General features: G+C 62.6%; 28 protein-coding genes. 21 read left to right on the top strand and 7 right to left on the bottom strand.

Going from position 1 to position 25,759, the window contains the following annotated elements:
• Positions 1 to 68 precede the first annotated feature (68 nt).
• The 15 genes from R3F42_11555 (at position 69) to R3F42_11485 (ending at position 15,180) form a co-directional block, all read left to right on the top strand.
• The gene (locus tag R3F42_11555; GenBank protein ID MEZ5542667.1) at positions 69 to 647 is read left to right on the top strand and encodes a prepilin-type N-terminal cleavage/methylation domain-containing protein; all 579 of its coding nucleotides are present in this window, start codon (positions 69 to 71) and stop codon (positions 645 to 647) included.
• Between the two features lie 34 nt (positions 648 to 681).
• Entirely contained in the window at positions 682 to 1,218 is a 537-nt protein-coding gene (locus R3F42_11550; GenBank protein ID MEZ5542666.1) for a GspH/FimT family pseudopilin, read from the top strand.
• Positions 1,219 to 1,282: 64 nt separating this feature from the next.
• Positions 1,283 to 1,576, top strand: a complete 294-nt coding sequence (locus R3F42_11545) for a hypothetical protein (GenBank protein ID MEZ5542665.1) — start codon at positions 1,283 to 1,285, stop codon at positions 1,574 to 1,576.
• Positions 1,577 to 1,593: 17 nt separating this feature from the next.
• Positions 1,594 to 2,133 carry a hypothetical protein gene (locus R3F42_11540; protein ID MEZ5542664.1) on the top strand — a complete coding sequence of 180 codons (540 nt, stop codon included), beginning with the start codon at positions 1,594 to 1,596 and terminating at the stop codon, positions 2,131 to 2,133.
• Positions 2,126 to 3,043 carry a prepilin-type N-terminal cleavage/methylation domain-containing protein gene (locus tag R3F42_11535; protein ID MEZ5542663.1) on the top strand — a complete coding sequence of 306 codons (918 nt, stop codon included), beginning with the start codon at positions 2,126 to 2,128 and terminating at the stop codon, positions 3,041 to 3,043. The genes R3F42_11540 and R3F42_11535 overlap by 8 nt, the downstream gene beginning before the upstream one ends.
• 44 nt (positions 3,044 to 3,087) lie before the next feature.
• Positions 3,088 to 6,540, top strand: a complete 3,453-nt coding sequence (locus R3F42_11530; protein MEZ5542662.1) for a DNRLRE domain-containing protein — start codon at positions 3,088 to 3,090, stop codon at positions 6,538 to 6,540.
• Between the two features lie 192 nt (positions 6,541 to 6,732).
• Positions 6,733 to 7,632, top strand: coding sequence for an HDOD domain-containing protein (locus R3F42_11525; protein ID MEZ5542661.1), 900 nt, complete (start codon positions 6,733 to 6,735; stop codon positions 7,630 to 7,632).
• A gap of 183 nt (positions 7,633 to 7,815) precedes the next feature.
• Positions 7,816 to 8,973 carry a GGDEF domain-containing protein gene (locus tag R3F42_11520; GenBank protein MEZ5542660.1) on the top strand — a complete coding sequence of 386 codons (1,158 nt, stop codon included), beginning with the start codon at positions 7,816 to 7,818 and terminating at the stop codon, positions 8,971 to 8,973.
• 167 nt (positions 8,974 to 9,140) lie between these two features.
• A complete protein-coding gene (pilM, locus tag R3F42_11515; protein ID MEZ5542659.1) occupies positions 9,141 to 10,277 on the top strand; it encodes a pilus assembly protein PilM in 1,137 nt (378 codons plus the stop codon).
• Positions 10,270 to 10,917, top strand: coding sequence for a PilN domain-containing protein (locus R3F42_11510; GenBank protein ID MEZ5542658.1), 648 nt, complete (start codon positions 10,270 to 10,272; stop codon positions 10,915 to 10,917). Before pilM ends, R3F42_11510 begins: the two co-directional genes overlap by 8 nt.
• Positions 10,917 to 11,480 (top strand): type 4a pilus biogenesis protein PilO, encoded by a 564-nt coding sequence (gene pilO, locus R3F42_11505; protein ID MEZ5542657.1) that lies wholly within the window; start codon positions 10,917 to 10,919, stop codon positions 11,478 to 11,480. Before R3F42_11510 ends, pilO begins: the two co-directional genes overlap by 1 nt.
• Positions 11,473 to 11,832: a hypothetical protein gene (locus tag R3F42_11500; protein ID MEZ5542656.1), complete on the top strand. Its 360-nt coding sequence runs from the start codon at positions 11,473 to 11,475 to the stop codon at positions 11,830 to 11,832. Before pilO ends, R3F42_11500 begins: the two co-directional genes overlap by 8 nt.
• Entirely contained in the window at positions 11,813 to 13,186 is a 1,374-nt protein-coding gene (locus R3F42_11495) for a hypothetical protein (protein MEZ5542655.1), read from the top strand. The genes R3F42_11500 and R3F42_11495 overlap by 20 nt, the downstream gene beginning before the upstream one ends.
• A 113-nt stretch (positions 13,187 to 13,299) precedes the next feature.
• A complete protein-coding gene (locus tag R3F42_11490) occupies positions 13,300 to 14,052 on the top strand; it encodes a lysophospholipid acyltransferase family protein (protein ID MEZ5542654.1) in 753 nt (250 codons plus the stop codon).
• Positions 14,053 to 14,142: 90 nt separating this feature from the next.
• Positions 14,143 to 15,180, top strand: a complete 1,038-nt coding sequence (locus R3F42_11485) for a DUF481 domain-containing protein (protein MEZ5542653.1) — start codon at positions 14,143 to 14,145, stop codon at positions 15,178 to 15,180.
• 15 nt (positions 15,181 to 15,195) lie between these two features.
• Here the strand turns inward: R3F42_11485 and R3F42_11480 are convergent, their stop codons facing one another.
• The gene (locus tag R3F42_11480) at positions 15,196 to 16,422 is read right to left on the bottom strand and encodes an Nramp family divalent metal transporter (protein MEZ5542652.1); all 1,227 of its coding nucleotides are present in this window, start codon (positions 16,420 to 16,422) and stop codon (positions 15,196 to 15,198) included.
• Between the two features lie 87 nt (positions 16,423 to 16,509).
• Between R3F42_11480 and R3F42_11475 the strand changes: the two genes are divergently transcribed.
• The 3 genes from R3F42_11475 to R3F42_11465 all read left to right on the top strand — a co-directional run bounded on the left by R3F42_11475 (position 16,510) and on the right by R3F42_11465 (position 20,142).
• The gene (locus tag R3F42_11475; GenBank protein ID MEZ5542651.1) at positions 16,510 to 18,855 is read left to right on the top strand and encodes an ATP-binding protein; all 2,346 of its coding nucleotides are present in this window, start codon (positions 16,510 to 16,512) and stop codon (positions 18,853 to 18,855) included.
• Between the two features lie 24 nt (positions 18,856 to 18,879).
• Positions 18,880 to 19,731 (top strand): response regulator, encoded by an 852-nt coding sequence (locus R3F42_11470; protein ID MEZ5542650.1) that lies wholly within the window; start codon positions 18,880 to 18,882, stop codon positions 19,729 to 19,731.
• Positions 19,732 to 19,812: 81 nt separating this feature from the next.
• On the top strand, positions 19,813 to 20,142 hold the full coding sequence (locus R3F42_11465; protein ID MEZ5542649.1) for a metalloregulator ArsR/SmtB family transcription factor: 330 nt from the start codon (positions 19,813 to 19,815) through the stop codon (positions 20,140 to 20,142).
• Between the two features lie 161 nt (positions 20,143 to 20,303).
• Here the strand turns inward: R3F42_11465 and R3F42_11460 are convergent, their stop codons facing one another.
• The gene (locus R3F42_11460) at positions 20,304 to 20,618 is read right to left on the bottom strand and encodes a sulfur globule family protein (GenBank protein MEZ5542648.1); all 315 of its coding nucleotides are present in this window, start codon (positions 20,616 to 20,618) and stop codon (positions 20,304 to 20,306) included.
• A 408-nt stretch (positions 20,619 to 21,026) separates the two neighbouring features.
• Between R3F42_11460 and R3F42_11455 the strand changes: the two genes are divergently transcribed.
• Together R3F42_11455 and R3F42_11450 are read left to right on the top strand one after the other, a co-directional pair.
• A complete protein-coding gene (locus R3F42_11455; protein MEZ5542647.1) occupies positions 21,027 to 21,317 on the top strand; it encodes a hypothetical protein in 291 nt (96 codons plus the stop codon).
• 116 nt (positions 21,318 to 21,433) lie between these two features.
• Complete coding sequence (locus R3F42_11450) at positions 21,434 to 22,111, top strand: carboxypeptidase regulatory-like domain-containing protein (protein MEZ5542646.1); 678 nt, start codon at positions 21,434 to 21,436, stop codon at positions 22,109 to 22,111.
• A gap of 51 nt (positions 22,112 to 22,162) precedes the next feature.
• Here the strand turns inward: R3F42_11450 and R3F42_11445 are convergent, their stop codons facing one another.
• The 5 genes from R3F42_11445 to R3F42_11425 all read right to left on the bottom strand — a co-directional run bounded on the left by R3F42_11445 (position 22,163) and on the right by R3F42_11425 (position 24,769).
• Positions 22,163 to 22,633: a hypothetical protein gene (locus tag R3F42_11445; GenBank protein ID MEZ5542645.1), complete on the bottom strand. Its 471-nt coding sequence runs from the start codon at positions 22,631 to 22,633 to the stop codon at positions 22,163 to 22,165.
• 24 nt (positions 22,634 to 22,657) lie between these two features.
• Positions 22,658 to 22,897 carry a hypothetical protein gene (locus R3F42_11440; GenBank protein ID MEZ5542644.1) on the bottom strand — a complete coding sequence of 80 codons (240 nt, stop codon included), beginning with the start codon at positions 22,895 to 22,897 and terminating at the stop codon, positions 22,658 to 22,660.
• Positions 22,898 to 22,961: 64 nt separating this feature from the next.
• Positions 22,962 to 23,336 (bottom strand): hypothetical protein, encoded by a 375-nt coding sequence (locus tag R3F42_11435; GenBank protein ID MEZ5542643.1) that lies wholly within the window; start codon positions 23,334 to 23,336, stop codon positions 22,962 to 22,964.
• Complete coding sequence (locus R3F42_11430; GenBank protein MEZ5542642.1) at positions 23,329 to 23,625, bottom strand: DUF3301 domain-containing protein; 297 nt, start codon at positions 23,623 to 23,625, stop codon at positions 23,329 to 23,331. The genes R3F42_11435 and R3F42_11430 overlap by 8 nt, the downstream gene beginning before the upstream one ends.
• A 124-nt stretch (positions 23,626 to 23,749) precedes the next feature.
• Positions 23,750 to 24,769, bottom strand: coding sequence for a DnaJ domain-containing protein (locus tag R3F42_11425; protein MEZ5542641.1), 1,020 nt, complete (start codon positions 24,767 to 24,769; stop codon positions 23,750 to 23,752).
• 138 nt (positions 24,770 to 24,907) lie between these two features.
• Here R3F42_11425 and R3F42_11420 point away from each other — a divergent pair, with 138 nt between their 5' ends.
• Positions 24,908 to 25,717: a flagellin gene (locus R3F42_11420; GenBank protein MEZ5542640.1), complete on the top strand. Its 810-nt coding sequence runs from the start codon at positions 24,908 to 24,910 to the stop codon at positions 25,715 to 25,717.
• Positions 25,718 to 25,759: the final 42 nt, after the last annotated feature.

Here is a 25,759-nt window from a genome sequence, read left to right as displayed (position 1 = left end):
AAAGCAGTCGGCGGCGGCGCCGATAACCCGTTCGCATTCTGAACAATTCGGGTTTCCAGGAGAGGACCATGACAACTCGTACACCCGTTGCCGGCAGGGAAGCCGGTTTCACGCTGGTCGAACTGCTGATCGTCGCCATCATCCTGGCCATCCTGGCTGCGATCGTGGTGCCCCAGTTCGCATCATCCACGGCCGACGCGCGGGATTCGGCCCTGCGCTCGAACCTGGCCGGGATCCGCAGCGCCATCGACCTGTACAACCAGCAGCACAGCAACAACTACCCGGGTGCCGTGGCCTCGACCGGCGGCACCTGCACCGGCGGCACGGCCGGCACCGGCAATGCCGACACGGCGGCGGCCTTTTCCGAACAGCTGAAATTCTATTCCAACGCCAACGGCCAGACCTGCAGTATCCGCGACATCGACGCCGACGGTACCCCGGAGTTTCCGTTCGGTCCCTACATCAAGGGTGATATCCCGACCAACCCGGTCTCCGAGGTCGCGACCATCACCGTCGTGACCACGGGCAACCTGGCCATGACGGGCGCCGGCGCCGCGGGCGGCTGGCGTTACGACACCACCTCCGGCAAGTTCATCGCCGACGATACCAATACCGACGGTAACGGCGTCAGTTACGATTTGTACTGAGCGCGGCAGCGGGTTGCGATGAGACCCTGTTCAGATGCGGTCTAGTCATGGCGTAACCCTGGTCGAGCTGTTGGTGGTCGTCGCAATCCTGGGGATTGTCGCTGTCGCGGCAATCCCCTTTTTGTCGAGTGTCGATCCCCAGCGGCTGGAGGCGGCAGCCCGGGTCTACGCCGAGGCGATCCGCTTCGCGCGCAGCGAGGCGCTGCGTACCGGCACCCCTTACGGCTACAGCGTGATACCGGCAGAGCAGCGCATCCGGGTATTCCGCGCCGATATGGGCACCAGTCCACCGACACCCGTTTACGATGTCTACGATCCCGTCAGCAAGCGGCTCTACGACGTCAGCCTGCAGGGCGACAGCACGCGTGGCATCGATGCCCTGGCCAGCAGCCCCGTCTACCGGGCGACCTGCAACAGCAGTACCGATGCCGTGTTCGATGCCAGCGGCCGACCCGTCTGCCGCAACCCGTACGGGGTGTTCCTGCGCCAGGCCACGCTGCGCCTGGGGCGGTCCGGGCTGGACCGCGTCGTGACGCTGGACGGTGTCAGCGGGCGGGTGACGGTGCAATGACAAGGCCGACACCGCTGGCTGCAGGTCACCTGGGTCATTGATGTTCAGGGAGGGAACCGTGCACATGCCCGCTACACTCATGCTCATTATCTGTACCGCCACCGGTATGGTCGGCATGCTCTATCTGCTGGTCCCCGGGTGGGTGCCGGTGCTGGAACGCCGGCTCAACGCGCCCTGCGGCGGGCGGGAACTCGTGTCGCTGCGCATCGGCATGCGCGGCGAACAATGGCTGGAGCAGGCGCTGAACCGGGAGGTCCTGACGCCGCGGATCGTATGGGACGGCTGGCTGCTGCGCCATCCGCGCCTGGCCGGTGCCGGTCTGTGCCTGCTGGCCCCAGGGCTGGGCCTGCAGCTTTAGGCGGGCGCGTGCCGGGCGTGATTGACGCTGCGACCACCGGAGCGGGACGCGTGCGCATCCCGGCGCTGTCGTCACGTCCCGTTTGCTGCGCGCCTGGTCAGCGCAGCGGCCCGCAGGTACGGTTTCCGGCATGCCAGGCCGGACTCAGTTACGTCGAGGTGCTGGTTGCGACAGTGCTGATCATGGTGGCGCTGGCGCCGGCACTGGAGGCGCTGGCACCCGGTGTGGCCGGGGCCGGCATCCATGCCGGCCGGGTCGAGGAGCACTACGCGCTCGCCGGGCGATTGGAAGCACTGCTGGCCGAGCCCTTCGCCGATCTGGATGCCGCCGCACAGGCGGCAGGTTCCGCGACCGTGCCCAGCAGCTACAGCGACAGCGTGCTGCTGCCGAGCGGGCGCCGGATCACGCGCAATGTGTACCTGTCCCGCTATGACGGCGACAACGCCGACGGCGACGACGATCCGTTCACCGGTACGGAGGACGATCTGCTCTGGGTGCGGGTCGCCGGCGCGACCAGCGGGGTGACGCTGGAAACCCTGCTCAGTGCCTATGACTAGCACCCGGCAGCACGGCTATTCCCTGCTCGAGCTGCTGCTGGCACTGGCGCTCGGCGTCCTGCTGATTGCCGCCTTGAAGGGGGTGACCGGCCATGTGCTCGCCACGCATGACAGCGTGAGCCGGACCAATAGCCTGAATCGCGAGGCACGCTTCGCCCTGGAACAGATCACCCGCGCCGTCGCGCGCAGTCCGCACCTGCTGGTGCCGCTCGCCGACAATGCCGCCACCGCGCGCGCGGAGAACATCCACACGGTGCTGGCAGTGACGCTCGATCACACCACCGACCTCGACGGCAACGGCGTGCCCGACGCGGACAACGACGGCGACGGCCGCTTCGACGAGGACCCGCCCGCGGACTGGACCTTCGACGCGGCCGCCGGCATCTACCAGGTCGACGACGACGGCGACGGCACGACCGATGGCGGCAACGCGAACTCGGACGACGAGGGGGCGAACGCCGACGAGGATGCGGTCAACGGCGTCGACGACGACGGCGACGGCAGCATCGACGAGGACCCTGCAGCCGACCTCAACGGCGACGGCTGCCCGGGGATCTGCGGCGTCGACGATGACAATGACGGCAGTGTCGACGAGAGCGGCGCCGACAACGACGACGAGGACGGCGCTACCGACGAGGACTGGCTCGACCCGGTGGTGTTCCGCCTCGTGGGCACCACGCTGCTCATGCGTCTGCCGGTGCCCTGGGACGAATCCGGCAACGGCCAGGTGAACGGGCAGGATTTCATCGAGTCGCCCGTTGCGGAACAGGTCAGCGAGTTCCGGGTGGAGCGACTGCCCGATGTGCCGGGCGCTCACGCGCAGGTCGAGATCACCCTGGCCCTCACCGATGCGGACAGCGGCGAGCGCGTGCGCCTGACGACCCGCGTCCGGGTGGGAGGCGACCTGTGATGCGGGCCGGGTCCGCTCCGCTGCGGCTGCGCCCATGCACCCCGGTGGCCGGGCGCGGTTACGTCCTGCTGCCGGTCGTGCTGCTGCTGGCGCTGATCGCCGTGGCCGCGCTCATGCTCAACGACGAGGCCGTGCTGGAGGTGCGGGCCACGGCGGGTGCCGATGAGCAGGCCCAGGCCGTCTATACCGCCCGCGCCGGTCTGCAGCACGCCCTGCAGCAGGTCGCCACGGCCGGCTGCGGTCCGTACGCCGACCTGAGCGACGAGCCCTTCGGCAGCCAGCGTTACTCGACCACTGTGACCACCAACAGTGTCAGCGGCCTCATCACGACCGTCAGCGTCCCGGTCAGCGACGACGCCTGGACCGATTATCAAAGCAAGGACACCAATCACGGCAGCGACAACAAGCTGCGCCTGGAGGGCAGTCTGCTCGGCGGCAACTACAAGTGGCCGTACTACCGCTTCGACCTGGAAAACGCCGGTATACCGGCCGGTGCCACCATCGTCTCCGCCGTCGCGCGCTGGTACGTGCTGCGCTTCGACCACACCAGCGCCGTCCAGGTGCACCGGGTGACCGCAGACTGGGACGAGACGACGGTGACGTGGAACAGCGTCAGCTCGAGCATCGATATCGCAACGGCCGCGACGATCCCGGCCGGCACGCCGATCAACCAGTATGTCGACGTCAATCTGACCGCACAGGTACAGGCCTGGGTCAACGGCAGCCAGCCAAACTACGGTGTCGTCATCACGCCACCCGACCTGCTCGGCAGCAAGACCTCGGAATTCACCAGCAAGGAGGACAGCACGGCCAGCCAGCGGCCCTACCTGGAGCTCAAGTACGTGGACGGCAGCCTGTCGGACCGCGCCTCGGTCACGGCGACCGGCACGCTGGACAGCGGTGCCAGCCACACAATCGTGCGTGCAGAGGTACCGCTCTACCAGCCAACCGTAACATTCGTCCTGCAACCCGGCGGCGCGGGAAACGACACCTATCTTGCGAATCGCACGGGTAACGAACATCGGACGAATTACGGTAATGGTTCCGAGCTGCGTGTTTCTACGAGCGGCGGTCATACCCTGCTGGATTTCGAGCTGCAGTCCTTGCTCCCGCCCGGGGCACAGATTCAGTCTGCGACTCTCGAACTGAATTTCCTCAACGCTGACAGCTTTACCGCGCCGGTCGGAATGAGCCTATATCCGGTTCGCGCCGCATGGGAGGAAATGACGGCGACCTGGGATGATCGTCAAACCGGTGTGTCATGGGCAACCCCGGGAGGGGATTATCAGGCTGTCGCTGCAGCGACCACCAGCGTCGATGGCGTGAACGGCAGCTGGTACGGCTGGGATCTCACCGCGTTGGCGCAAACCTGGCTGGACAATCCTGCCAGTGATCGCGGTATGTTACTCAAGGCAGTCAGCGGCAACGCGGTCAATGCGCGCTTTGCCAGCAGCGATCACAGCGATCCATCCCTGCATCCCCGGCTTTCCGTCACCCTGGCCTGCGAATGCGGCGTCACCTGCATGCTGCCGCAAGGGACCGGCAGCATCCTGCTGGTCGTCGGCAACGCTGTCAGTCCGGCGGCGGCCGATCTCAAGAAGCAGGCGCTGTTCGAGGCCTGGGGCTATGTGGTGAACCTGATCGACGACGAGGCTTCGCAAACCAGTTTCGACAGCGCCCTGGCAAACAACGACATGGCCTACGTCTCGGAGACGGTGAGCGATAGCGATCTGGGCAACAAGCTCGCCGCCACCGCCAGAGCCGTCATCAGCGAGGAGCGCAATCAGCTCGACAACCTGGGGATGGCCAGTGCCGGTAGCGAGGCCGTCACCTCGCAGATCGAGATCACCGACAACACGCATTACATCACGGCCGTGTTCCCGCTCGGCGTGATTCCGCTCGGCCGTGCGCCGATGGAGGGCCAGATCGTCAGCGGCACGCCGGCACCGGGCCTGCAGGTGCTGGGTCGGCTGAACGGCACAAGCAGTCTTGCAGTCGTCGAAGCGGGCGGCACACTGGCCGGCGGGGGCACGGCGCCCGGTCCGCGTGCCATGCTTCCCGTCGGACGCAGCGACAAGTTCAACTGGGACTACCTCAACAACAACGGCCGGCTGCTGATACAGCGCGCCATCCAGTGGGGCGTCGATGCCATCCTCCCCACACCGCCGAAGAAGGTGTACTGGACCGACGACGTGGCCAACAAGATACAGCGTGCGGACGAGGACGGCAGCAATGTCGAGGACGTGCTCACCGGCCTGAACCGGCCTACCGGCCTGGATATCGATACCGTCAACGGCAAGCTGTACTGGACCAACAACTACCAGATCATGCGCGCGGACCTGGACGGCAGCAACAGCGAGGTCCTGTATTCCGATCTCTATGTCAAGTTCGACATCAAGCTGGATGTCGCAGGGGGCAAGATGTACTGGACCCACGACAACGGCTCCAGCCGGATCATGAGCGCGAACCTCGACGGCAGCGCTGCCACGCTCGTCAACAACACGCTCAACCGGCCGTCGTGTCTCACCCTGGACAAGGCGGCCGGCCACATCTACCTGACCGAGTTCGGCAGCGGGCAGGTCTCGCGCATGAAGTTCAATGGCACCCAGGTGACCACGCTGGCCACCGGGCCGACCGGCGCGGTCGGCAGCGCCCTGGACCTGGTGCACGGCAGGATGTTCTGGAGCGGCGGCGCGAGCAACGACTGGATCAAGCGCGCCAACCTCGACGGCAGCAGTGTGCAGACCATCGTGACCGGCCTGAATGCGCCGCAGGACATCGCCTACGATGCCGACAACGACCGCATCTACTGGGTGGACGCGCTCAACATGCTGGTGCAGCGCGCCGACCCGGACGGCAGCAACGTGGAGACCCTCGTCTCCGGTCTGGCCCGCCCGCGCGGCATCGTGCTGGTGAACGCCGACCAGGTGCCGCCGACCGGCAGTGGCGGCGGCAGCGGTGGCGGCGGGAGCGGCAGCGGCGGCTGCAATGGTACCTTCCGCGACGAATTCAACGCCCAGGTCTATTCCGGCAGTGACGGCACGCTCACCTGGGCCAGTGACTGGATCGAAGTGAACGAGGCGGACGGACCGACCCTGAACGACGAACGGGTGTTCGCCGACTTGTACGAGTCGCCCCCCATGCCGACCTACCAGCTGCACGTGCGCGACAACGACGGCGGCGGCGAGGGGGTGATGCGGGCGCTCGACCTGAGCGGGGCCGCGACGGCGACCCTGTCCTTCGATTACAAGCCTGCAGGACTCGACGACAGCGGCGACTACGCCTCGATCCAGATGTCGACCGCCGGGGCAAGCGGTCCCTGGACCGAGGTGGCGCGTATTGCGGGACCGGCCAATGAGACTGCCTACCAGCCATACAGCGTCGATATCAGCGCCTACAACTCCGCCAACGCCGTGCTGCGTATCCTGACATCGCCAAACATGGGATCTTCCGACTACGTGTTCTTCGACAACATCCAGATCCAGTGCGCGCCCTAGGTACGGGCGGTGCAGGGGCGGTCTCGGGGGGTATGGCAGGGTCCGGTGCATGACACGAAACACTGACCCGCGCCTGGTCGTGCTGCAGACGGAAGCCTTCTGCACGATCACGACGCACCCCGCGCCGCGCAGCCCTGCCGTCGAGTCAAGGCCGCAGCCGGGCAACCGATATCAATCCAGGAGGTACGGCTGATGGACCAACCGCTTACCACCCCGCTCTGGGACAAGGTCACCGCGGACGCGCAGCTCGTGACGCTGCCGGCCGTGTATCTGCGCCTGAAGGAGGTGCTGGACGACCCCGATTACACGGTGGCCGACATCGAGGATGCCATCGGTTCGGATCCCGCCGTCGCAGCCCGCCTGCTGCGCGTGGCCAACAGCCCCTATTTCGGTTTCAGCGCGCAGGTCGCCACGATCGCGCGTGCCGTCGGTCTGCTGGGTTCGCAGCAGGTGCACGATCTGGTCCTGGCCACCTCGGTGGCCCAGACCTTCGCAGCCATCCCCATCGACGTGATCGACATGCACGCGTTCTGGACCCGCAGTGTCTATCGTGCCATCGCGGCGCGTACGCTCGCCGGACATTGCCGGCTGCCCGAGCGCGAGCGGTTGTTCGTCGGCGGTCTGCTGCTGGATATCGGGCATCTGGTCATGTACCAGTCGATCCCGCACGAAGCCCGGGCGGCACTGCAGCGTGCCGACGCGGAACAGCGTGCGCTGCACCAGGTCGAGCGGGAGCTGCTGGGGTTTGACTTCGCCCGCCTGGGCGGCGAGCTGCTCGCGCGCTGGGGCCTGCCGCAAAGTCTGTGGGAACCGGTCATGCAGCATGTGCGCCCCGCGCAGCAGCTCGACCATGCTGTCGAGACGGCCGTGCTGCATCTTGCCGCGCAGCTCTGCGCATTGGGTCCTGCGGACGGGGAAGCGTCCTGCCAGTCGCAGGCGCAGCCGGTCGCCTGGCAGCTCACCGGCTTGACGCCCGACCTGTGCCCGGAGCTCCAGGCCGCGGTCGAACAGCAGCTCGAGGGGGTGATGTTCATGATCTTTCCCGGCTCCAAGACCGTCCATACCGGCTCGCGTCTCGCCCTGGATCTCTGATGTCCGGCATTCCGGCCGGTCCTGCAGACTGCGCGTCGGGATAAAAATCGAATATATTCAGAATGATGTGTTCGCGACCACGCTGTGCCGGCCAGGCCGCGGGGATGGGATGTGTGATGCAGTCTATGTTTTTCCCGCGACTGGCCGATAGGGTGGCTTATGCGCCGGTTTTTTGTCGAAAATATGAAAAAGTCATGGTCATCAACGGGGTATGACTCGGACGAGGTGGCGTTGTTCGCACGTGGCGCCACACTCGAGGAAACCCGGCATGGCCTGATCATGCTCGGGCTGGTGCTGCTGTGCATCTACAGCGCCGGTGCCGTGCTGTTCCACACCCTGCATTTCTCGAACTCGACCGTCTACACCAGCGGTCTGCTGGCGCTGCTGTCCACCCATATCATGGTGTCGGCGCGGGCCGCGCGCGATGCGCGGGCGCTTTACATGCTCGGCACCACACTGCTGATGATCAGCGGCACCGCCTTCGTGCTGCTGGCGCACAAGACCGGCGATTTCAATCAGGTACTGTTCGCCAGCGTGGCGTTGCTGTTCATGGTCGCGCCGCTCGTGCCCTGGGGCCTGCGCGAGGCCCTGCTGGTGACGGTGCTGATCTATCTGACGTTCACCGTCTCGACGCTGGCATCCTACGAGCGGTTCGACAACGCCACGCTCTGGTCGCTGCAGTTCATCATGCTCAGTGCCGGCCTGATCAGCCTGCTGCTGGTGATGCGCAACATCACCATCCGCAAGGCGGAGCTGCAGACACGCTACGACCTGGAGCAGACCAACCGCAAGATCCTGCACCTGTCCAACAAGGATCCGCTGACCGGCGCCTGGAACCGGCGTTTCCTGAAAAACACCTTCGATGCGAAAACCGCCGCCTGGCATGCCGCCGGTCACGCGTTTCACTTTGCCTACCTGGACGTCGACAATTTCAAGCCGATCAACGATTCCTGCGGTCATGACTTCGGTGACGAGGTATTGCGCTGCGTCAGCAGGCAGTTCGCCGCGGCGGTGGGCGACGATGGCTATCTCATCCGCATGGGCGGGGATGAGTTCGCGCTCCTATTCGTCAGCGAGCAACCCGTTGCACTGATCACGCGCAGCCTGCAGCAGATTCACGCCATCCTGCAGGCCCACGGTCAGTGCCAAGGCATGAGCATCGGCCTGAGTGTCGGGCTGGCCAGTGTCCCGGCCGGCGTGGTGCTGCCCCAGGAGGAGATCTACCGCACGGCCGACGACGCCCTCTACGCCGCCAAGGAGCGCAAGTCCGCCTTCCGCGGTAAGGCCAATATCGTCTGCCGGCTGCTGGACGGCGCGGCACGCGCGCAAACCGTCGCCTGAGCACGCGCACAACCCGCCTACAACCGCCTTCCCCCGGCGCAGCCAGACAGGTGCGCGGGCCCCGCTTAAGCTCAAGAACGGACCTGCCTGGCCGATCAAGTGGTACTAGATTCCACTTTCAAGACAGTCACCTACGGTGATTCGCGGATCCAGGGGAAAACACGCGCATGGCTGCACTGGCAGATGTTCTGCAACGCGTCTATACGGGCAGCGGTGCCCGGCGTACGGGGCATATCGGCCTGGAATGCGCGCAGCATGCCATGCACCTGGTGCAGCTCGCTGTCGACCCGACGGGTGAGATCACCCTGCATGCCTCGACATCGCTGGAGTATCCCGACAGCCGGGAGGCCATCCTGGCCGATCTGCCGCACTTCCGCGCGCTGATCCGCCGTGCCCTGGCGCAGGCACGGTTCAGCGGCCGCACCATCGTCACCACGCTGCCGTCCTCCGACGTGAGGATCATGCCGCTGTCCTACCAGGTTGCCGAGAACGGCGCGGAAGACGCGGCGGTGATCGCCGCGCTGACGGACCGTATCGACGGCGACCTGCGCGACTACGTGATCGATTATCTGCCGGTGCGTTCGGAACGGGGCATGGAAGAACGCCTGGCGATCGTTGCCGTGGCGCAGCGCGAGCGCGTGATCCACTATCTGGAACTGTTGCGCAAGAGCGGCTTGCAGACCCGGCATCTGGAGATCGGGCCATCGGCCATCCGCCGGCTGGTCAGCGCGATGGGAGAGCAGGGGGTGCACCGCAACGTGCTGGCGATCAATTTCGGACGCGAGTCGAGCTTCCTGACTGTGATTTCCGGCGCCCGTCTCCTCTTCGACCAGGAGATAAGCTTCGGCGAGAACCAGGTGCTCGAGCTGATCGCCGACGCACTGGAGCTGCCCCTGGATGCGGTGCGCCAGCTGGTGGCCGTGAACAGCCTGGACCCGTGGGTGAAGGACCGGCGACGGTTGCGCGAAGGCATGGACCGGGAGGCCTCGATCACGCTGCAGGAGATCGTCAAGCCGGCGTTTCTCAAGCTGGCCGACGAAATCAACCGGACGCTCATCTACGCCGCGTCGCAGACCCGGGGCGAACCGGTCAGCCGCGTCTACCTGCTCGGCAGCCTGGCGCGCTGGCAGGGTGCGGATGCCATGCTCAACATGCTGATCAAGCTGGACGTGGAGACGATCCCCGATCCGCTGCAGGCGTTTCACCGGACGCCGGGTAACCGGCCGACGCTGGCAGTCACGCCATCGCCGGAAATCGCGATTGCGACTGGACTTGCCATGAACGGGTTGATCGGCAATGCATGAGATCGATCTCATTCCGACCGATTACCGCAACCGGATCTGGCTGCAGGGACGGGCGCGCGCGATCGGGGGCATGCTGGTGAGCGTGGTGCTGGGCCTGTTGCTGGCACTGGCGGCACTGCATCTGCTAGCCGGCCGTGCCGAAGTCCGTATCACCGCGCTGCAGGCGCGCCAGGCGATCACCGCGCAACAGCGCGAGCAGCTTGCGCAACTGGATGCCAGCCGTGCCGAACTCGAGAGCCGTCTTGCCCTGCTCGATGGCCTGCGCAGCGGGGCGGCGGCCCCGGCGATGTTCGCCGCCGTCGATCGTGCCCTGGTCGAGGGTGACGTCTGGTTTCGCGGCTGGGAATTCAACCGCGCCGGCAGCATGGTGCAGCGCAAGCAGGAACCCGGCAGCAACGGCTACTTCATCGTCATACCGGCCGCCGGCGAGAACGCTGGCCAGGAGGCCTGGAAGATCGAGACCCATATGAAGATTCGTGGCCAGGCCAAGGATCATGCAGCGTTGTCCGGATTCGTGCGGCGCCTTTACCAGCAGCCGGAGATCGCGGACGTGCGCATCCTCAATACCACGGTGGCCAGCGGCAGCCGGTTTGTGGATTTCAACCTGGCTGTCACCGTCAACAGCCACGGTACCAGCTGATGCAATCGTTCCTGGTCAATACGCCGCCGCGCACGTTGCTGCTGCTCATGTTGTCCACCGCCCTGGTGGTCGTCACGGCAGTGGCCACCTATGCGGTCTGGCCCGAATACCGCGACTACCGCAAATCCCTGACCACGCTCAGACTGCTGGAGAATGTCACCGCCAGGGGCGACACGCTCGAGCGCGAAATGACCGAGCTGCAGGAGCGCGTGGCCGCGCTGCAGCATCGCTTGCACGGCGACATGATCGATCTGCCGAGCAACCAGATGGAGTCGTTCATCATCGGGCGCCTGCAGGGCATCTCGTGGCGCAATCACATCGAGCTGCTGAGCGTGACACCCGGTACGGGCAACCGGATGCAGGTGTTCGATGAGGTGCTGTTCAATGTGCGTGTGTCCGGCGACTACTTCGATCTGTACCGTTGGCTGCAGGACATGCGCGAGGAGCTGGGCTACGTGGTGGTGAAGCAGTTCGATATCACGCCCGGGCCGGTCACGGACTCGACGCCGCAACTGATCGCGAGCCTGACGATCGTGTCTTACCGGGAGGCGCCGGATGCCTAGGATCCTGCAGCCCGTGTTGCTGCTGCTGGCACTGGGCATGGCGTCGGCAGCCGGCGCGGAGGAACCGCTGCGCGTCAATCCCTTCGTGCCGCCGCCGGCTGCCGCCGCCGGTGCTGCCGCGCAGGCGGAAGGCGACGGCATGGAATTGCGGGGGATCGTGCTGGCAGGGCGGGACTCGTTTGCCGATATCGGTGGCAGGATCGTGGGTGTAGGCCAGGACATAGACGGTTACCGCGTGGTCGTCGTGGAAGAACACAAGGTGCTGCTGGAGCGGAACGGTTCGCAGCGGGTACTCGAGCTCAGGGCACAGGATGGAGCCGGAAAGGATGTACATGCCAACGGAACATGGTAATCAGCGGCAGGGGATGCTGCGATTGTTGCTGGCAGCGATGTTGTTGCTGCAGGTCGGGGATGCGCTGGCCGTGGCGTCGGATATCATTCACGACGGCCGGATTACGCTCACCCTGCGCAAGGTGGAGATCGCCGAGGTCATGGAGATGCTCTCACGCGCGGCACGCGTAAACATCCTGCTGTCGGATGATGTCAAGGGCGAGGTGTCAGTCAACCTCTACGACGTCGGGGTCGAGGAGGCGATCCGCTCGATAGCGACATCCGCCGGCTACGGCGTGGAACATCGCAATGGCAGCTATTTCATCCTGGAACGTGATCAGGCCGGCAAGTCGGAACCGGGCGGTCCGACCCAGGTGCGTACCTTCAAGGTGCAGTACTCCGATCCCGAGGTCATCGCTGGCATCGTCAAGAACCACCTGTCCAGCTACGGCCAGGTTACCACGCTGGCCGCGCGTCGGTTGCTCGTCGTGGAGGACACCCCGCCGTTCCTCGGGCGCATCCAGCAGCTGTTGAAGGAACTGGACCGCCAGCCACGCCAGATCCTGATCGAGGCCAAGATACTCGAGGTTACCCTGAGCGATTCCGAATCCTACGGTCTGGACTGGGCCAAGGTTTTCGAGTCGGGCGAGGCGGCGATCGGTACCCAGGGTCTGGGCAGCCCGGGATCGCCCGGCCTGTTCTTCAACTATGTGACGCCGGATGTGGAACTGTTTCTGGATGCACTGCGCACGCGTGGTCGCACCCGCACCCTGTCCACACCCAAGCTGCTGGCACTGGAAGACCAGGAGGCGGAAACCATCATCGGCAACCGGCTCGGCTACAACGTCACCACCACCATCGACAACGTCACCACGACCTCGGTCGAGTTCCTCGAATCCGGCGTGATCATGAAGGTCAAGCCGTCGGTGGACGGGCAGGGCCGCGTGTTCCTCGAGATTCATCCCGAGGTGAGCAAGGGTGACGTGCTCAACGGTCTGCCCACCCAGTCGACCACGGAGGTCACCACCTCCATGCTGGTGGAAAGCGGACAGACTGTATTCATCGGCGGGCTGATCACCCGCAACCAGGGCAAGACCCGCGAGGGAGTGCCGATCCTGGGCGATATACCCGGCATCGGCAACCTGTTCTCCAACAAGCTGATCACCAGCCAGAACACCGAGCTGGTCGTGCTGGTGACGCCCTACCTGATCGACAACGACAAGGTGCCGCTGGATGGCGGCAACGCGGCCAGGGTCGAGACACTAACCAACCAGCTCGAGGAACAGCCGCGCAGGATCGAGCGTGCCATGGACCGGCTGGAATACTTCGAGGACAGTCTCGGGACGGCCGCTAGCGGGGACGCCTTCCAGTTCTGAGTCGCGCCGCGGCCGCGCAGTCGGCCACCCGCCGTTGCGACATGCGCATGCTGGCAACCGGGCGCGACTGTTAGTATGCTGGCAAGACCATATGGCAGGAGGAGGCAGGGGTCGTGATCCGCTTTGTCTGCAGCGTCCTCTGGCGTAGCGTCTGCTGGCTGGAGCTCGCCGTATTCACCCTGGCGATGTATCTGTTGTCCTGGCTGCCGCAAGCCCTGATCGAAGGCTTCTATTTCCCCCTGTTCCGGGCCTGGTCGCGCAGCTTCGTGCGGGCACTCGGCGTCGACCTGCGCGTGCATCAGAAATACACGACCCATGGGCTGCCCGCGCAGTACATACTGATCGCCAACCACCCATCGGCGTTCGAGGATATCGGCATACCCGCCGCCCTGCCCGTCCATTCGCTGGCCAAGATCGAGGTGAAGGACTGGTGGATCGTGGGCCGCATCAGCGCGGCGGCGGGTACACTCTACGTCAGGCGTGAATCGAAGGAGTCGCGCAATGCGGCGGCTGAGGAAATCGCGCGCGAACTGAGCGCCGGCAAGAACATCGCGCTGTACCCGGAAGGCGGCTGCAAGGGACGGCGCATCTTCGAGTCATTTCGCTACGGCGCTTTCGATATCTCGCTGCGCACGGGGATTCCGATCCTGCCGGTATTCCTGCACTATGAGTCGCAGGACGATTTCGAGTGGCGCAGTCCACAGACGCTGCTGCACAAGATCTGGCACATGAGCGTCACGCGCAACCATCGTGTGAACTACTATATCTACGACGCATTCGATCCCGCGCACTTCAAGGACCGCGAATCGTATGCAGCCCATGCGCACGCGAAGTTCCTGGAGTGGCAGTCCCGCTATCTGGACTGAGCGCCGCCGGCCGGCGCAGGCTGGCCATTTCACGCAGGATCGGTAGAATGCCTGCGATCCGCTGTTGCCAATCCGCGCAAGGAAACCGCCATGCCCACGCACAAGCCACGCCATGCATTACCCGTCAAGCTGATATTGCTGTTGCTCTGCACGCTAAGCCTGCCGCTGCAGGCAGACGAACTCGTGCTCAAGGACGGTTCCCGCCTGGTCGGGGAGGTGGTCCGGCAGCGAGACGGTGTGCTCGAATTCAAGACCGGTTTTGCCGGTGTGATCAACGTGCAGTGGGACCAGGTCGCCGACCTCCGGGTCGAGAAGCCGGTCGATGTATACCTCAACAGCAAGGAGCTGCTGCAGGCAACCGCAGTCAGCAACAGTGACGGCGTCACCGTGATCGAGTCCGCCGGACTACCGGCCAGGGAGGTCGATTCACAGATGCTGGCGTCGATCAACCCGGAGGCATGGGAGCGCGGCGATGGCTACAAGTTCAGCGGCCTGGTCAACGCAGGCCTCGAGCTCCAGAGCGGCAATACTGAGCAGGAAAAGATCGCGCTCGATGGTGCCATGAAGATACGACGCCTGCATGATCGACTCAATCTCGTGGCCCAATACCAGAAGGACAAGAGTGACAGCGTCACCACCGCGAAAAACTGGCTGTTGCACAACAAGTACGATTATTTCGTGACCGACAAGCTGTATTACGGTGGCTCGCTGAATTTCGAGCAGGACCGCTTCGCCGATCTGCAGTTGCGTACGGCGCTCGGGCCGCATGTCGGTTATCAGTTCTTTGAAAGCAAGCAGATGAACCTGAGTGCCGATATCGGACTGATGTACGTAATGGACAAGTACTATGTGGCGGCGGACGATGAGTATCCGGCGCTGGGCTGGAACATAGACTTCGACAGGATGCTGTTGGCCGACCGCATCCAGTTCTACCATAACCAGAACGGGCGGTTCGAGCTGGGCGAGGCCGACAACGTGGTGGTCGATACCTGGACCGGTTTCCGGTTCCCGCTGGTGGCCGGCATCCTGGCCAGTATCGAGGCGCAGATATCCTATGACGGCGGCGCGCCTGCCGGGGTGGACAAGGTCGACACCATCTACCGCGCCAAGCTCGGATACCAGTGGTGAGCGCGCGGTTTGCGCTCAGTCGAATGTCTGCCGCAGGGTGTCAAGCAACAGCAGGCCGAACAGCAACACCGTGCTGAACAGGATCAGGTTGGCGGCAATGCCGTTGCCCAGTTCGCCTGTCCACGTGCGGCGATTGTTCATCACCAGCAACAGGATGCCGAGCAGGGGCATGAAGAATGCACCTGCCACGGCATAAACGAGTACCAGCCAGACCGGCTTGTCCGCCAGCAGCAGCACCATCGGGGGAATGGCGAGATAGAACAGGTAGCCGCGGTATGCAGATGATCGTGTATCGACAGGGCTGTGCACGTTCGAGTGGCGGAAGCAGCGGCGGACATAATCTGCGAACAGGTAGGGGACACCCTGCCAGACGCCGAGCATGGAGCTGAAAACCGCACTCCAGAAGCCGACGAGGAAGCACCACTTGCCGAACGGTCCGATGACGGTCTCGAGTCGGGCTGCGACGACCAACGCCATGCGTGCCCCCGTGACTTCATCCGGCTGCACACCGGCGGCGATTACCATGATTGCAAGGCCGAACAGGCCGGTCAGGGTGTAGGCCATGGCCAGGTCACGGCGCACATGTCCAAGGTGCGCCGGAGTGGTCCAGCCCCGTTCTTGCATCCAGTATCCATAGCAAAGCACCGTCACGCTGCCGCCGATGCCGCCGATCAGGCCGACAATGAAGAGCACCGAGCCAGGCGGGATCGCCGGCAACCACGAGACCGCCGGCATGTCTGCCAGTTCCGGTACGATCAGCGCAGCGCAGACGAGCACCACCAGCATCATGATGACCATGAACAGCTTCATGAGCGGCTCGAGCAGGCGATAGCGTCCGCTAAGTACCAAAGCGGTTGCCAGCAGGGAATGGATCACGCCCCACTGTGTCACGGACAGGCCGGGATACAGGGCGTGCGCGGCCAGTCCGGTGGCGGCAAGCAGGGCCCCGGCGACGACGAAGCTCCATACCAGCAGGTAGACGAGGAAGTACAGGGAGACCGGCTGCGGCAGCCGCTCGATCCAGCCCTCCAGCAGGGTGCTGCCGGTGGCAAGCTGCCATCTAGCCAGGCCCTCGTTCATGGCGAATTTCATCAGGGCGCCGAGCAGTACCGCCCACAGCAGCACGGTGCCGTACCTGGCTCCCGCCACCGCGGCCACTACCAGGTCGCCGGCGCCCAACCCGGTTGCAGCGATGACCAGGCCGGGCCCGAATTCCCGCAGACTGAATCGTGGTGCCATCATGCTTGGTATAAGACCGGTTATGCGCAGCCGTGCTACAGTAGACCACCTGAGGCGTGATGCAAACGGCCGGGCGGCAATCAGCAACCGATGAAACTGCGTACCCAGATATCCCTTTATCTGTTCCTGTTTGGACTGGTTCCGCTGCTGGTCGCGTTCGGGATCAATGTGCCTCTGATCTTCGATCGTATCGAGGCACTCTACCACAAGGCGCACCTGCAGAATCTGCGCGCCGAATTCAGCGACCTGGATCAGCATCTGGCGCGGCGCCACGAAATGGTCCGCCTGCTGGCAAAAATGCCCGAGCCCGGCATGCTGCTCACGGGAGCAAAACGACCGGAGGCCAAGGACCTGGAAACCGCGCGGGCGGGTTACGTGAACTGGGTGAATCAGGTGTTGATCGACCAGTTCGATGTGACCCAGGTGCTGTTCCTGGACGAGCAGGATAAGCCGATATTCTGGCTCGATCGCAACCTCAAGACCGGACGGCTGGAGACCAGGGTCGGTAACTATCCCGCGGTGAACAAGCGTCTGCTGGACGCCAGCCGCGAAGTGGCGCCAGGCGTGGTGCTGAACGGGCCGATCATCTTCAATCGCGCTGCCGGGGAGCAGCGGCCGGAACGTTTCATGCAGATGAGCCTGGTCAGCCCGGTTGTCATTCCCGTCCTTGCCGAGGACAAGGTAACGGTTGAAGAGCGACGCGGCTCGGTGATCGTCTATATAGACTTGGGCGGTCTGGCCGGCGCCTATCGAGGTAACTACTGGGTGCTTGGCGACGGCCGCTACCTGCCTGCGCCGAACGGGGAGAGCCGTCCGACCACCGCTTTCGAGGATTTTCACGGTCTGCAGGCACTGTTCGAGAAAGGGGAGCTCGCGCTCTGGGAGTACGGCAATCAGCAGGTGCTCTGGGTGCCGCTGTTCGAAACCGAGGACGCCGGCATTCTGTGGGTGGGCCGCAGCGTCGATCCCTCGCCGCTGGCGCAATTGCAGCGTGCGGTTGAACTGCGTGTTGCCATAATCGCAATCGGATTGCTGGTGGTGGTTTTCATCGTCGCCCGGCTGATCGCCGTCAAGACCGAGCGGCTCGGACGCGAGCTGACCGATCGTATCTCGCGTGTCCTGGAACGCAACGAGGAGGTCGAGTTCTCCTGGCGCCAGCCGCAGGAGCTGAATGAGCTCGGGAACAACCTGACGCAACTTGCGGCAACCCATGCAGCGAATACCCGGGCTATGAAGAGCTATGCGCGCGAGTTGGAGGAGTCGAATCGCTACAAGTCCGAATTTCTCGCCAATGTCAGTCACGAGCTGCGCACCCCGTTGAACTCCATTCTGCTGCTGTCCAAGATGCTGGCAGAAAGTGATGTGCGTCAGCAGATGACGCCGGAGCAGGTGCACCAGGCCAGGGTCATCCACAACGCAGGTGCCGACCTGAAAGCGCTGATAGACAATATCCTCGATCTATCACGGATCGAGGCCCGGCACATGACCCTCATTGCCGAGCCGGTCAACCCGCGGGCAGTCATCGACGGTGTGGCGGAGCTAATGAAGCCGCAGGTAGACGAGAAGCGGCTCAAACTGCTTACCGAATTCGATCCCCAAGCGCCGTCCACCATCAGCACGGACAGCGAAAAGCTGCGGCAGATACTGATCAATTTCCTCTCCAATGCGGTCAAGTTCACTACCCAGGGCACGATTACCGTGCGTCTCGAGACCGGTATAAAACATGACGGGGTCAGTTATCCTGTCTGCATCAGCGTGACCGACACGGGCATAGGTATCGCTCCGGACAAGCTGGAGCTGGTGTTCGAGGCATTCCGGCAGGCCGATGGTTCAACCAGCCGGCGCTTCGGCGGTACCGGACTGGGTCTAGCCATCAGCCGTGAGCTGGCCTATCTGATGGGGGGTGACATCACCGTCGCGAGCGAGCCGGGACACGGTACCCGATTCTGTCTGCTGCTACCGCTGGAATTGCCGGAAGCGCCACGCCCCGGCGGCGCTGGCAGGGTCCAGGAAAGCAGCGATGATCAGGAGCCGGTGCAGGCAATTCCGGCTGCCGATTATCGCGGCGCCAGGATCCTGCTGGTCGATGATGATGTGCGTAATCTGCTCGCGCTGACGCCAGTGCTGGAAAACTGGGGGCTGGAGGTGATGGCGGCCGGCGACGGTCCGGAGGCGCTCGAGACGCTGGCAACGGACGGGGAATTCAAGCTGGTGTTTATGGATATAATGATGCCGGACATGGATGGCTACGAAACTATTCGCAGGATCAGGCAGCAGCCGCGGTTTGCCGATCTGCCGGTGATCGCGCTGACAGCCCGTTCCTCGGAGGAGGATAGGCGGCAATGCTACGACGTAGGTGCGGTCGACTGCATCGCCAAGCCCGTCGATTTGCACCATCTGAAGGGTGTGCTGGACAAATACCTGTCCGGTGAGTGAAAGACCAGCGCTACGGGATTACGGATGAGTGACAGGAAAAGGTATGCCGATTTCAGGATTCTTATCGTCGATGACAATGAGAACAATCTGCTTGCATTGCGTTCGCTGATTGCACGGTACATGGACGTCGAGGTGCTCGAAGCCAGCTCCGGTCGGGAGGCATTGGATATTGCGCTTGGCAATCCGCGCATAGACCTTATAGTCCTCGATATCCAGATGCCGGAGATGGATGGTTTTCAGACGGCCTCCATGCTGAAGGTGCGGCAGAAGACGCGTGATATCCCGATCATCTTCCTTACTGCGGCATACAAGACCGATGAATTCCAGCAGAAAGGTTATGACGTCGGCGCGGCTGATTATCTGCTAAAGCCGATCGACGACAACCAGCTGATCAACAAGATCAGTACCTATCTCCGTCTGATCGAGAAGGAGCGTGAACTCAATACGCGATTGGAAGCGCTGGTCGAGGAACGCACCCGGGAGCTCGATCTCGCCAAGACCTATCTTGAGAAGATCATCAGCAACATGGGCGAGGCGCTGCTCGTACTGGAGCCCGGCGGCCATATCACCGCAGTCAACCCCACCGCGTGCCGCTTGTTGGGTTACACCGAGCAGGAGCTGATCGGCATGTCTATCGGTGACGTGTTCGAGGAAGAGGAAACGGAGCAGGCCAATGCCTTCATGGGGACCTGGCTGGAAGCCCTGATCCGCACGGGTACCATCAGCAGCATCGAGGCAAGTTTCGTTGCCAGCGACCAGCGACGTGTGCCCATCCTCTTTTCCAGGACTGCGATCAAGGATGATTCAGGCAAAATTAGCGATATCATCTGCATTGCGAAAGACATGACGGGGTATACTCGCACCGGGAACGGCTGACGAAGATCCCAAGAGCGGGAGGGTGGCTTGCATCCAGGCCTGCGATGCGTACACTCTGCGGCCGGTAGACAGGAGTTTTCGATGGAAGATTCAGAGAATCATTTGCCTGAAGAGGATATAGTCCTGACCGCGGATGCGCTCAAGGCGATGGGACACCCGCTGCGCTGGAAGATCCTGTGTACTCTGGGCAACAAGGAAATGTCCGTTGGCGAGATTGTCGAGAAGATCGGTACCTCGCAGAGTAATGTCTCCCAGCATCTCGATCAGCTGCGCAACAAGAACATCGTGCGATCACGGCGGGATGCCAACCGTATCTACTATTCGGTCAGTAATGAAAAACTGCTGGATCTGATCAGCACCATGCGCGGCGTCCTCTGCCAGACAAACCTGACCGATAATCCACCCGAGTAGCGGTCGCGCTTCCAGCCGGTAGATGACCGACGGACTTGCACAGATACAGCCGGGAGCCGCCGGCGCGGCACTCCCTCACGTGCGACGGGTTACGCTTGACGCGGTTGCCGGGGATGGCGCGGTGGCCATCCCCGACCTGCATATCCGTATGTCGCGCGTACTTACTTCGCAGCCGGCGCTGCAACTGCAGCCGGCGCGGTTGCGGGGGCGTAGCCGTACGGCGCGTAACCGTAGGGCCCGTACGCGTAAGGACCGTAACCGTCGTAGTAACGGTTGTAGCCACGACCATAGCCGCGACCGTTGCCGTGACCGCTGAAATTCATGCTGAAACCGCCGTCGAAGTCACCGTCGCCCCAGCCGTCACCCCAGCCGTCGTTATAGCCGTGGTTGCCGAAAGGGCCCCAGCCCCAGGCGGATGCGGAAGCGGAGGCAAACGCCAGCGTTGCGGCAGTCATCAGTGTTGCTATCGTTTTCATGTTGTTTCTCCTAAAAAATCGGTATCAAACCGGGTTATCTTTGGTAGTGAGTTGTCTGCAATGACCTGGTCATAATATTAGAAATTGCTTAAATAAGCAATATCTAATTTATAATTGTCAATTCCTCGTACCGCAGACTGATTTATCAATCATTACAATTAGATACTTTGTTCACCCGGGGTGTTCGACGCAAAAAGACTGATTTTTGACGCGAAAGAAGATATGTTTATTAATGACATGGGTGTGTCATGTTGCTGGCGCAGCAGTCCAGCGGCCGGGCCGGGAACAGAATAAGGGCTGGCCATGGACTCGACAGGCAGGTCACGTCTGCTGCTGGCGCTTACGGAGCTGGGGGGTTATCCGGACTTCAGGTCGCTGTATGAAGCGTTTGGATATGAGGTTGTTAGCGTGTCACGGATGCGCAAGGCACTCGGAGTCCTGAAGCAGCGGACGCCGGACGTGATCGTGGCGGAGTTCAATTTCCAGTCCGATTTCCGCGATCGCACCAGCAGCCTGGAGTCCCTGCTCGCGATCGTGCAGCGCATGCCGGAGACGCGGGTGCTGGTGTTCTATGAAAAGGAGTATGCGGCACAGTTTGAAAGGTTGCGCAGCCGCCTCCCGGTACATTTCGCGCTGACGTTCCCAGTCAAATCGGAGCAGGTGCGCGGAGTGCTTGCGGAGATCGGGAGCGCGGATTGAGCGTCAGCTGCCGGTAGCGCGAGCGCCGGGACACGATCAGCCTGACGCGTCTGCATGACAATCTAACAGACCAATAGATAATGATGATGTGTAAGATTTTCCAGGAGAACTTCGGTATGCAAACCTCAGTAAACAGGATCGGGCTCGTCGCTGTACTGCTGCTGCTCGTGTCAACCGGAATTACGGCGGCGGAATTGCGTGTGCGGGTATTTGAACGTGGCGGCAACCTGCCGCTTGCAGGGGTTGCAGTGTGTCTCGGCACCAGTGCGAAACTCGACCAGTTCGGTGCGACCAGGACTGATGCAGGTGGCTATGCCGTCTTCGATTCCGTGCCGCGGGCGAGCCTGCTGGTGACGGCGTCGATGTCCGGTTATAAGACCGAACAGGAGTCTCTGGTGACTTCGAACACCAGCAGGATGCTGGTCCTCTCCCTGTCATCCGGTGGCGGGGGTGCCAGCTGTATTACTCAGGACGAAGGTACCGGCGAGTCAGCGGCAAGTCTGCGCGTCGGTCGTTTCGCCATCAACGGCGGTGCGGCTGTGACAACAGGACGTGGCGTTACGCTGGATGCGAAGGTGATCGGCGCGCCTACCCAGTATCGGGCGAGCGAGCAGGCCGATTTCGGCGATGCCCAGTGGCAGGATATCAATGCGTCGGCCGGCTTCACGCTAAGCCAGGGTGCGGGAAAGAAGACCGTGTACTATCAGGTCCGTAGGCATTCGACACTGGATGGTGCTGTACTGGAAATCCTGTCTCCGACGGTTAGCGACAGCATTCTCCTACAAGGTCAGTGATTGCGCCCAGGTAGCCGCAGGATGCGGCGGTCGGCTGCATGATGTGTATGCCTATGCGTCAGCATCGGGTTTGCGGGATCGTTTCCTGCGACCTTCGAATCTGACGATGTCCTTGACGATGACGTCGTAGGGTAGTGCCTCGAGGCTGCCGTAACGGTGCAGCGCGGCAGCTATGGTTCCGATGATGTCATCGATCTGCGACTGGCCTGACTTGGCGGGTTCCACGAGTCCCTGCAGTCCCAGCATGCCTCCGGTCTGTACCCGGATTTCCTTCGCGTGTGGCAGCGGTGCATGGGTGCTGGCGAGGTGCAGGGCAAAGCGAGCGTTGGCACGCATCAACTCCAGCAGCAGCGTGCATAGTGAATTGCCGGAAGCGTGGTTGCAGGAAATTCCCTCGCGGTCGGCCAGATGGAAACGAACCGATTTGCTGCACTGCGCACGCCGTGAATTGATCGCCTTTTCGAAGACGCAGCGTTGAACGTTGAGGGCGTGGTAGGTTTCCTTATACTCGTTTTCTTCCATGTGCCAGGCTCCCGTGGCCTGCTGCTATTTCTCCCATTCTCTTGCTATGGGTTGTTCCCTGTATTCAAGCAGGCTTTGTTCCGCCTCGCTCCGGTCGGCCGCGAAGATGATCTTGTAGTGTTGCTCCTCGGGCAGGGGCGTTTCTGTCCGCAGACGCTTCACTTCCTTTTTTGCCGTCCTGAAATCGGCGAACTCATCGACGTAACCGAGCGATTTTGCATTTGTTGCTTCTTTGACAGTCACGATGTACAGGTAATATGGCATTGGCCGCTCCGTAAAGACTTTGTCCGTCGAATATTATATCGCAGTTGGGTCTTTGAGATTCCCTTCATCCTGTGCCGCCGAATTCATGCCGCCCCGGCTGCAGGCGCTTGTATTTTCTAACCATGATCATCGTTTTCAGCAACGCCGGTTGGTCGATGCACGCCACGGCGAGCCCGATGACTATCCTGCGGTATTCCGTGCCGGTGCTGGCGACATCAATGAACTGCTTGTTGGTCGTCGGTCCACCATGGTGTAGCTGGCTGGCATTGTAGTGCTTGAGTGTCATGACGGTGGCATCCCATACGACCTCGCTGCCCTGGAACTTCCCGATAAACCGGATATCCGCCCTGTCTTCCGAGGGTTCCGATACATAGGAAAAATCCACGGCGCTGCCGGCGAGGCTGGCCCGGAAGCGCCCGACTGCAGGGCTTTCAGGCATCGAGCAGCACCGCTGTTACCCGGCTGTTGCGCATGATGATGCAGCCGGTACGGCGTATTATGCCGTCCTCGCTGTAATCGAAGGTATAGGTGCGTTGCAGTACCGGGCCTTCCGCGCTGGTCCAGTCCGGCTTGATCGACTGCAGTGCGGCGGTTCCGTCCAGGAACTGGACATCCCGTTGCCGGCAGGTTTCCCTGGCAGTTGCGATTGCCGTGTCATGGTTGCGCAGACCGATGGACCAGAAAGCCAGCAGTACTAGCAGCAGGAGGATCAAGCCCAGGGTTGACATGGTGGTGATTGCGTCAATGAATCGGTTCGCGGAATCCGGATCGATGTGTTAACGGTAGCGGCCTGGCTATGCCTGCCTTACGCATGCGGCACTGTGTCCGGGCGGCGACGCCGCTGCGGCACGATCAGGCGCTCACAGACAGGAATGTGCCGGAGCGTTCGTAAAATCGCAAGGTGAGAAATTCCAGGCCAGCAATGAACTGGCCACTGCCGGATACGCGGTTGCAGTATGTGATCCGGCCGGTTGCGGTAAGCGCTGCGCAGGTTATTTGAATGACCTGGTTTATCTGCAACGGCGTCGGACTGAGCAGTTGCATGCCGTTCGGCGACAGGTCGCGTAAGGTGCCCGGGTGGCGCTTCGTGCCGGGAGCAAGGCAGATGGCGATGGCTTCATTCCGACTGCTGCGCGCAACCGCGCGCCTGGCATTCTGGATCAGTCTCAGGTTGTTGGCTGTCTCGAGCGGTGCCCCACAGTTCGGACAGTCTGCAGGGCCGGGATAGATCTGCCGAGCAGGTCTGACGGAATTGCAGAATGGGCAGCGCGAGGGATCAGGTTTGAATGCCGTCTGCGCGGAGTCAACAGTTCCCGTGGTCGTTGCAGTCGCAGTGTCGCGCCGGGCGGATTCGCGTAACTTGCCGCGTGCCGCGAAAAATTCCCGATCGTAGGCGCGGCGCAGATCCGGATCGGATAGCGTTCGATAGGCCTCGTTCAGCAGTTGGGCGTTCCACTCGTCACCCCCCAGATCCGGGTGCATCCGCAGCTTCTGCATCTGGGTGCGATAGCTGGCTTTGATAATGGCGGTGGGCGCATCCGGCTGGATATGCAGGATACGGTAGTAGTTACGGCGGTTTTGCATGGGCGCCCTGCTCGTGTCGTGGCCGAAAGATCCTGTTCCAGGGCTATCGTGCAGGGCGGGATAGAGTTTAACGGCGCGTGCTGGTCGCCCCTGCGCCGAAGCGGCGATGCCAAAATAATGACAATTTTTTGGCTGCGACGTCGTATTCCGTTCCCGGTACCGCGGCTTGTTGCTCGCGTGCATCCCTGTGGGGAAGAATATAAGGCCATGAATGAAATGAATAAAAATGCGATTTTCGGATGACGGGCCCGGGCGGTATGGGTGGGCTGGCTCAGCGTCAGAAAACATTAAAGAATCCCCCTGCCGTGACGCTAACCCAGTCGGAGGCGGTGAATATCACAAGGATTGATATATCCGCCAAATACAAACTGGGTCCAGGGAAGGGCACCAAAACCAGTTCTTGCCTGGACAAAAAGGAGATTTACCATGGCACTTTCCGTCAATACCAACGTCATGTCGCTGTCTGCGCAGCGTAACCTGTCGCGCACCCAGACCGGCCTGCAGACCTCGATCGAGCGTTTGTCCTCCGGCCTGCGTGTCAACAGCGCCAAGGACGATGCCGCCGGCCTGGCCATTGCCACCCGCATCGATGCCCAGGTGCGTGGCCTGAACGTCGCGGTCCGCAATGCGGGCGATGCGATTTCGCTGGCCCAGACGGCTGAGGGCGGTCTGAATGAGATCACCAACATGCTGCAGCGCATGCGCGAACTGGCCGTACAGTCGGCGAACGCCACCAACAGCACCAGCGACCGTGCCAATCTGGACGCCGAGTACCAGGCGCTGAATACTGAAATCACCCGCCAGGTGGGTGCGACCACGTTCAACGGCATCGCGATCATTGGTACCGGCGCTGGTGCCCAGGTTTTCCAGGTCGGTGCCAATTCGAGTGACACCATCACCGTCACCACGACCTCGATGACCACGGCTGCCGCCGGTGGTGCCATCACTTCCGCTTCCGGTGCAACCACTGCCATCGGTGCTGTTGACACGGCGCTGGACGCCGTGACCACCGCTCGCGCGACCTACGGTGCGGTGCAGAACCGCTTCCAGTCGGTCATCAATAACCTGCAGGTGGCTTCCGAGAACCAATCCGCTGCTCGCAGCCGCATCATGGACGCCGATTTCGCGACCGAAACGGCGAACCTGACACGTCTGCAGATTCTGCAGCAGGCTGGTACCGCGATGGTGGCACAGGCCAACCAGGTACCGCAGTCAGTTCTCTCGCTGATGCAGTAACGGGGTTAAGGGAGCTGCCGGGAAGGGACGCCCGGCAGCCCC

The sequence above is a fragment of the Pseudomonadota bacterium genome, assembly GCA_041395565.1.
GTDB lineage: Bacteria > Pseudomonadota > Gammaproteobacteria > UBA9214 > UBA9214 > UBA9214.
The sequence above is the reverse complement of the archived record's forward strand: the minus strand, read 5'-3'. Positions and strand labels throughout refer to the sequence as shown.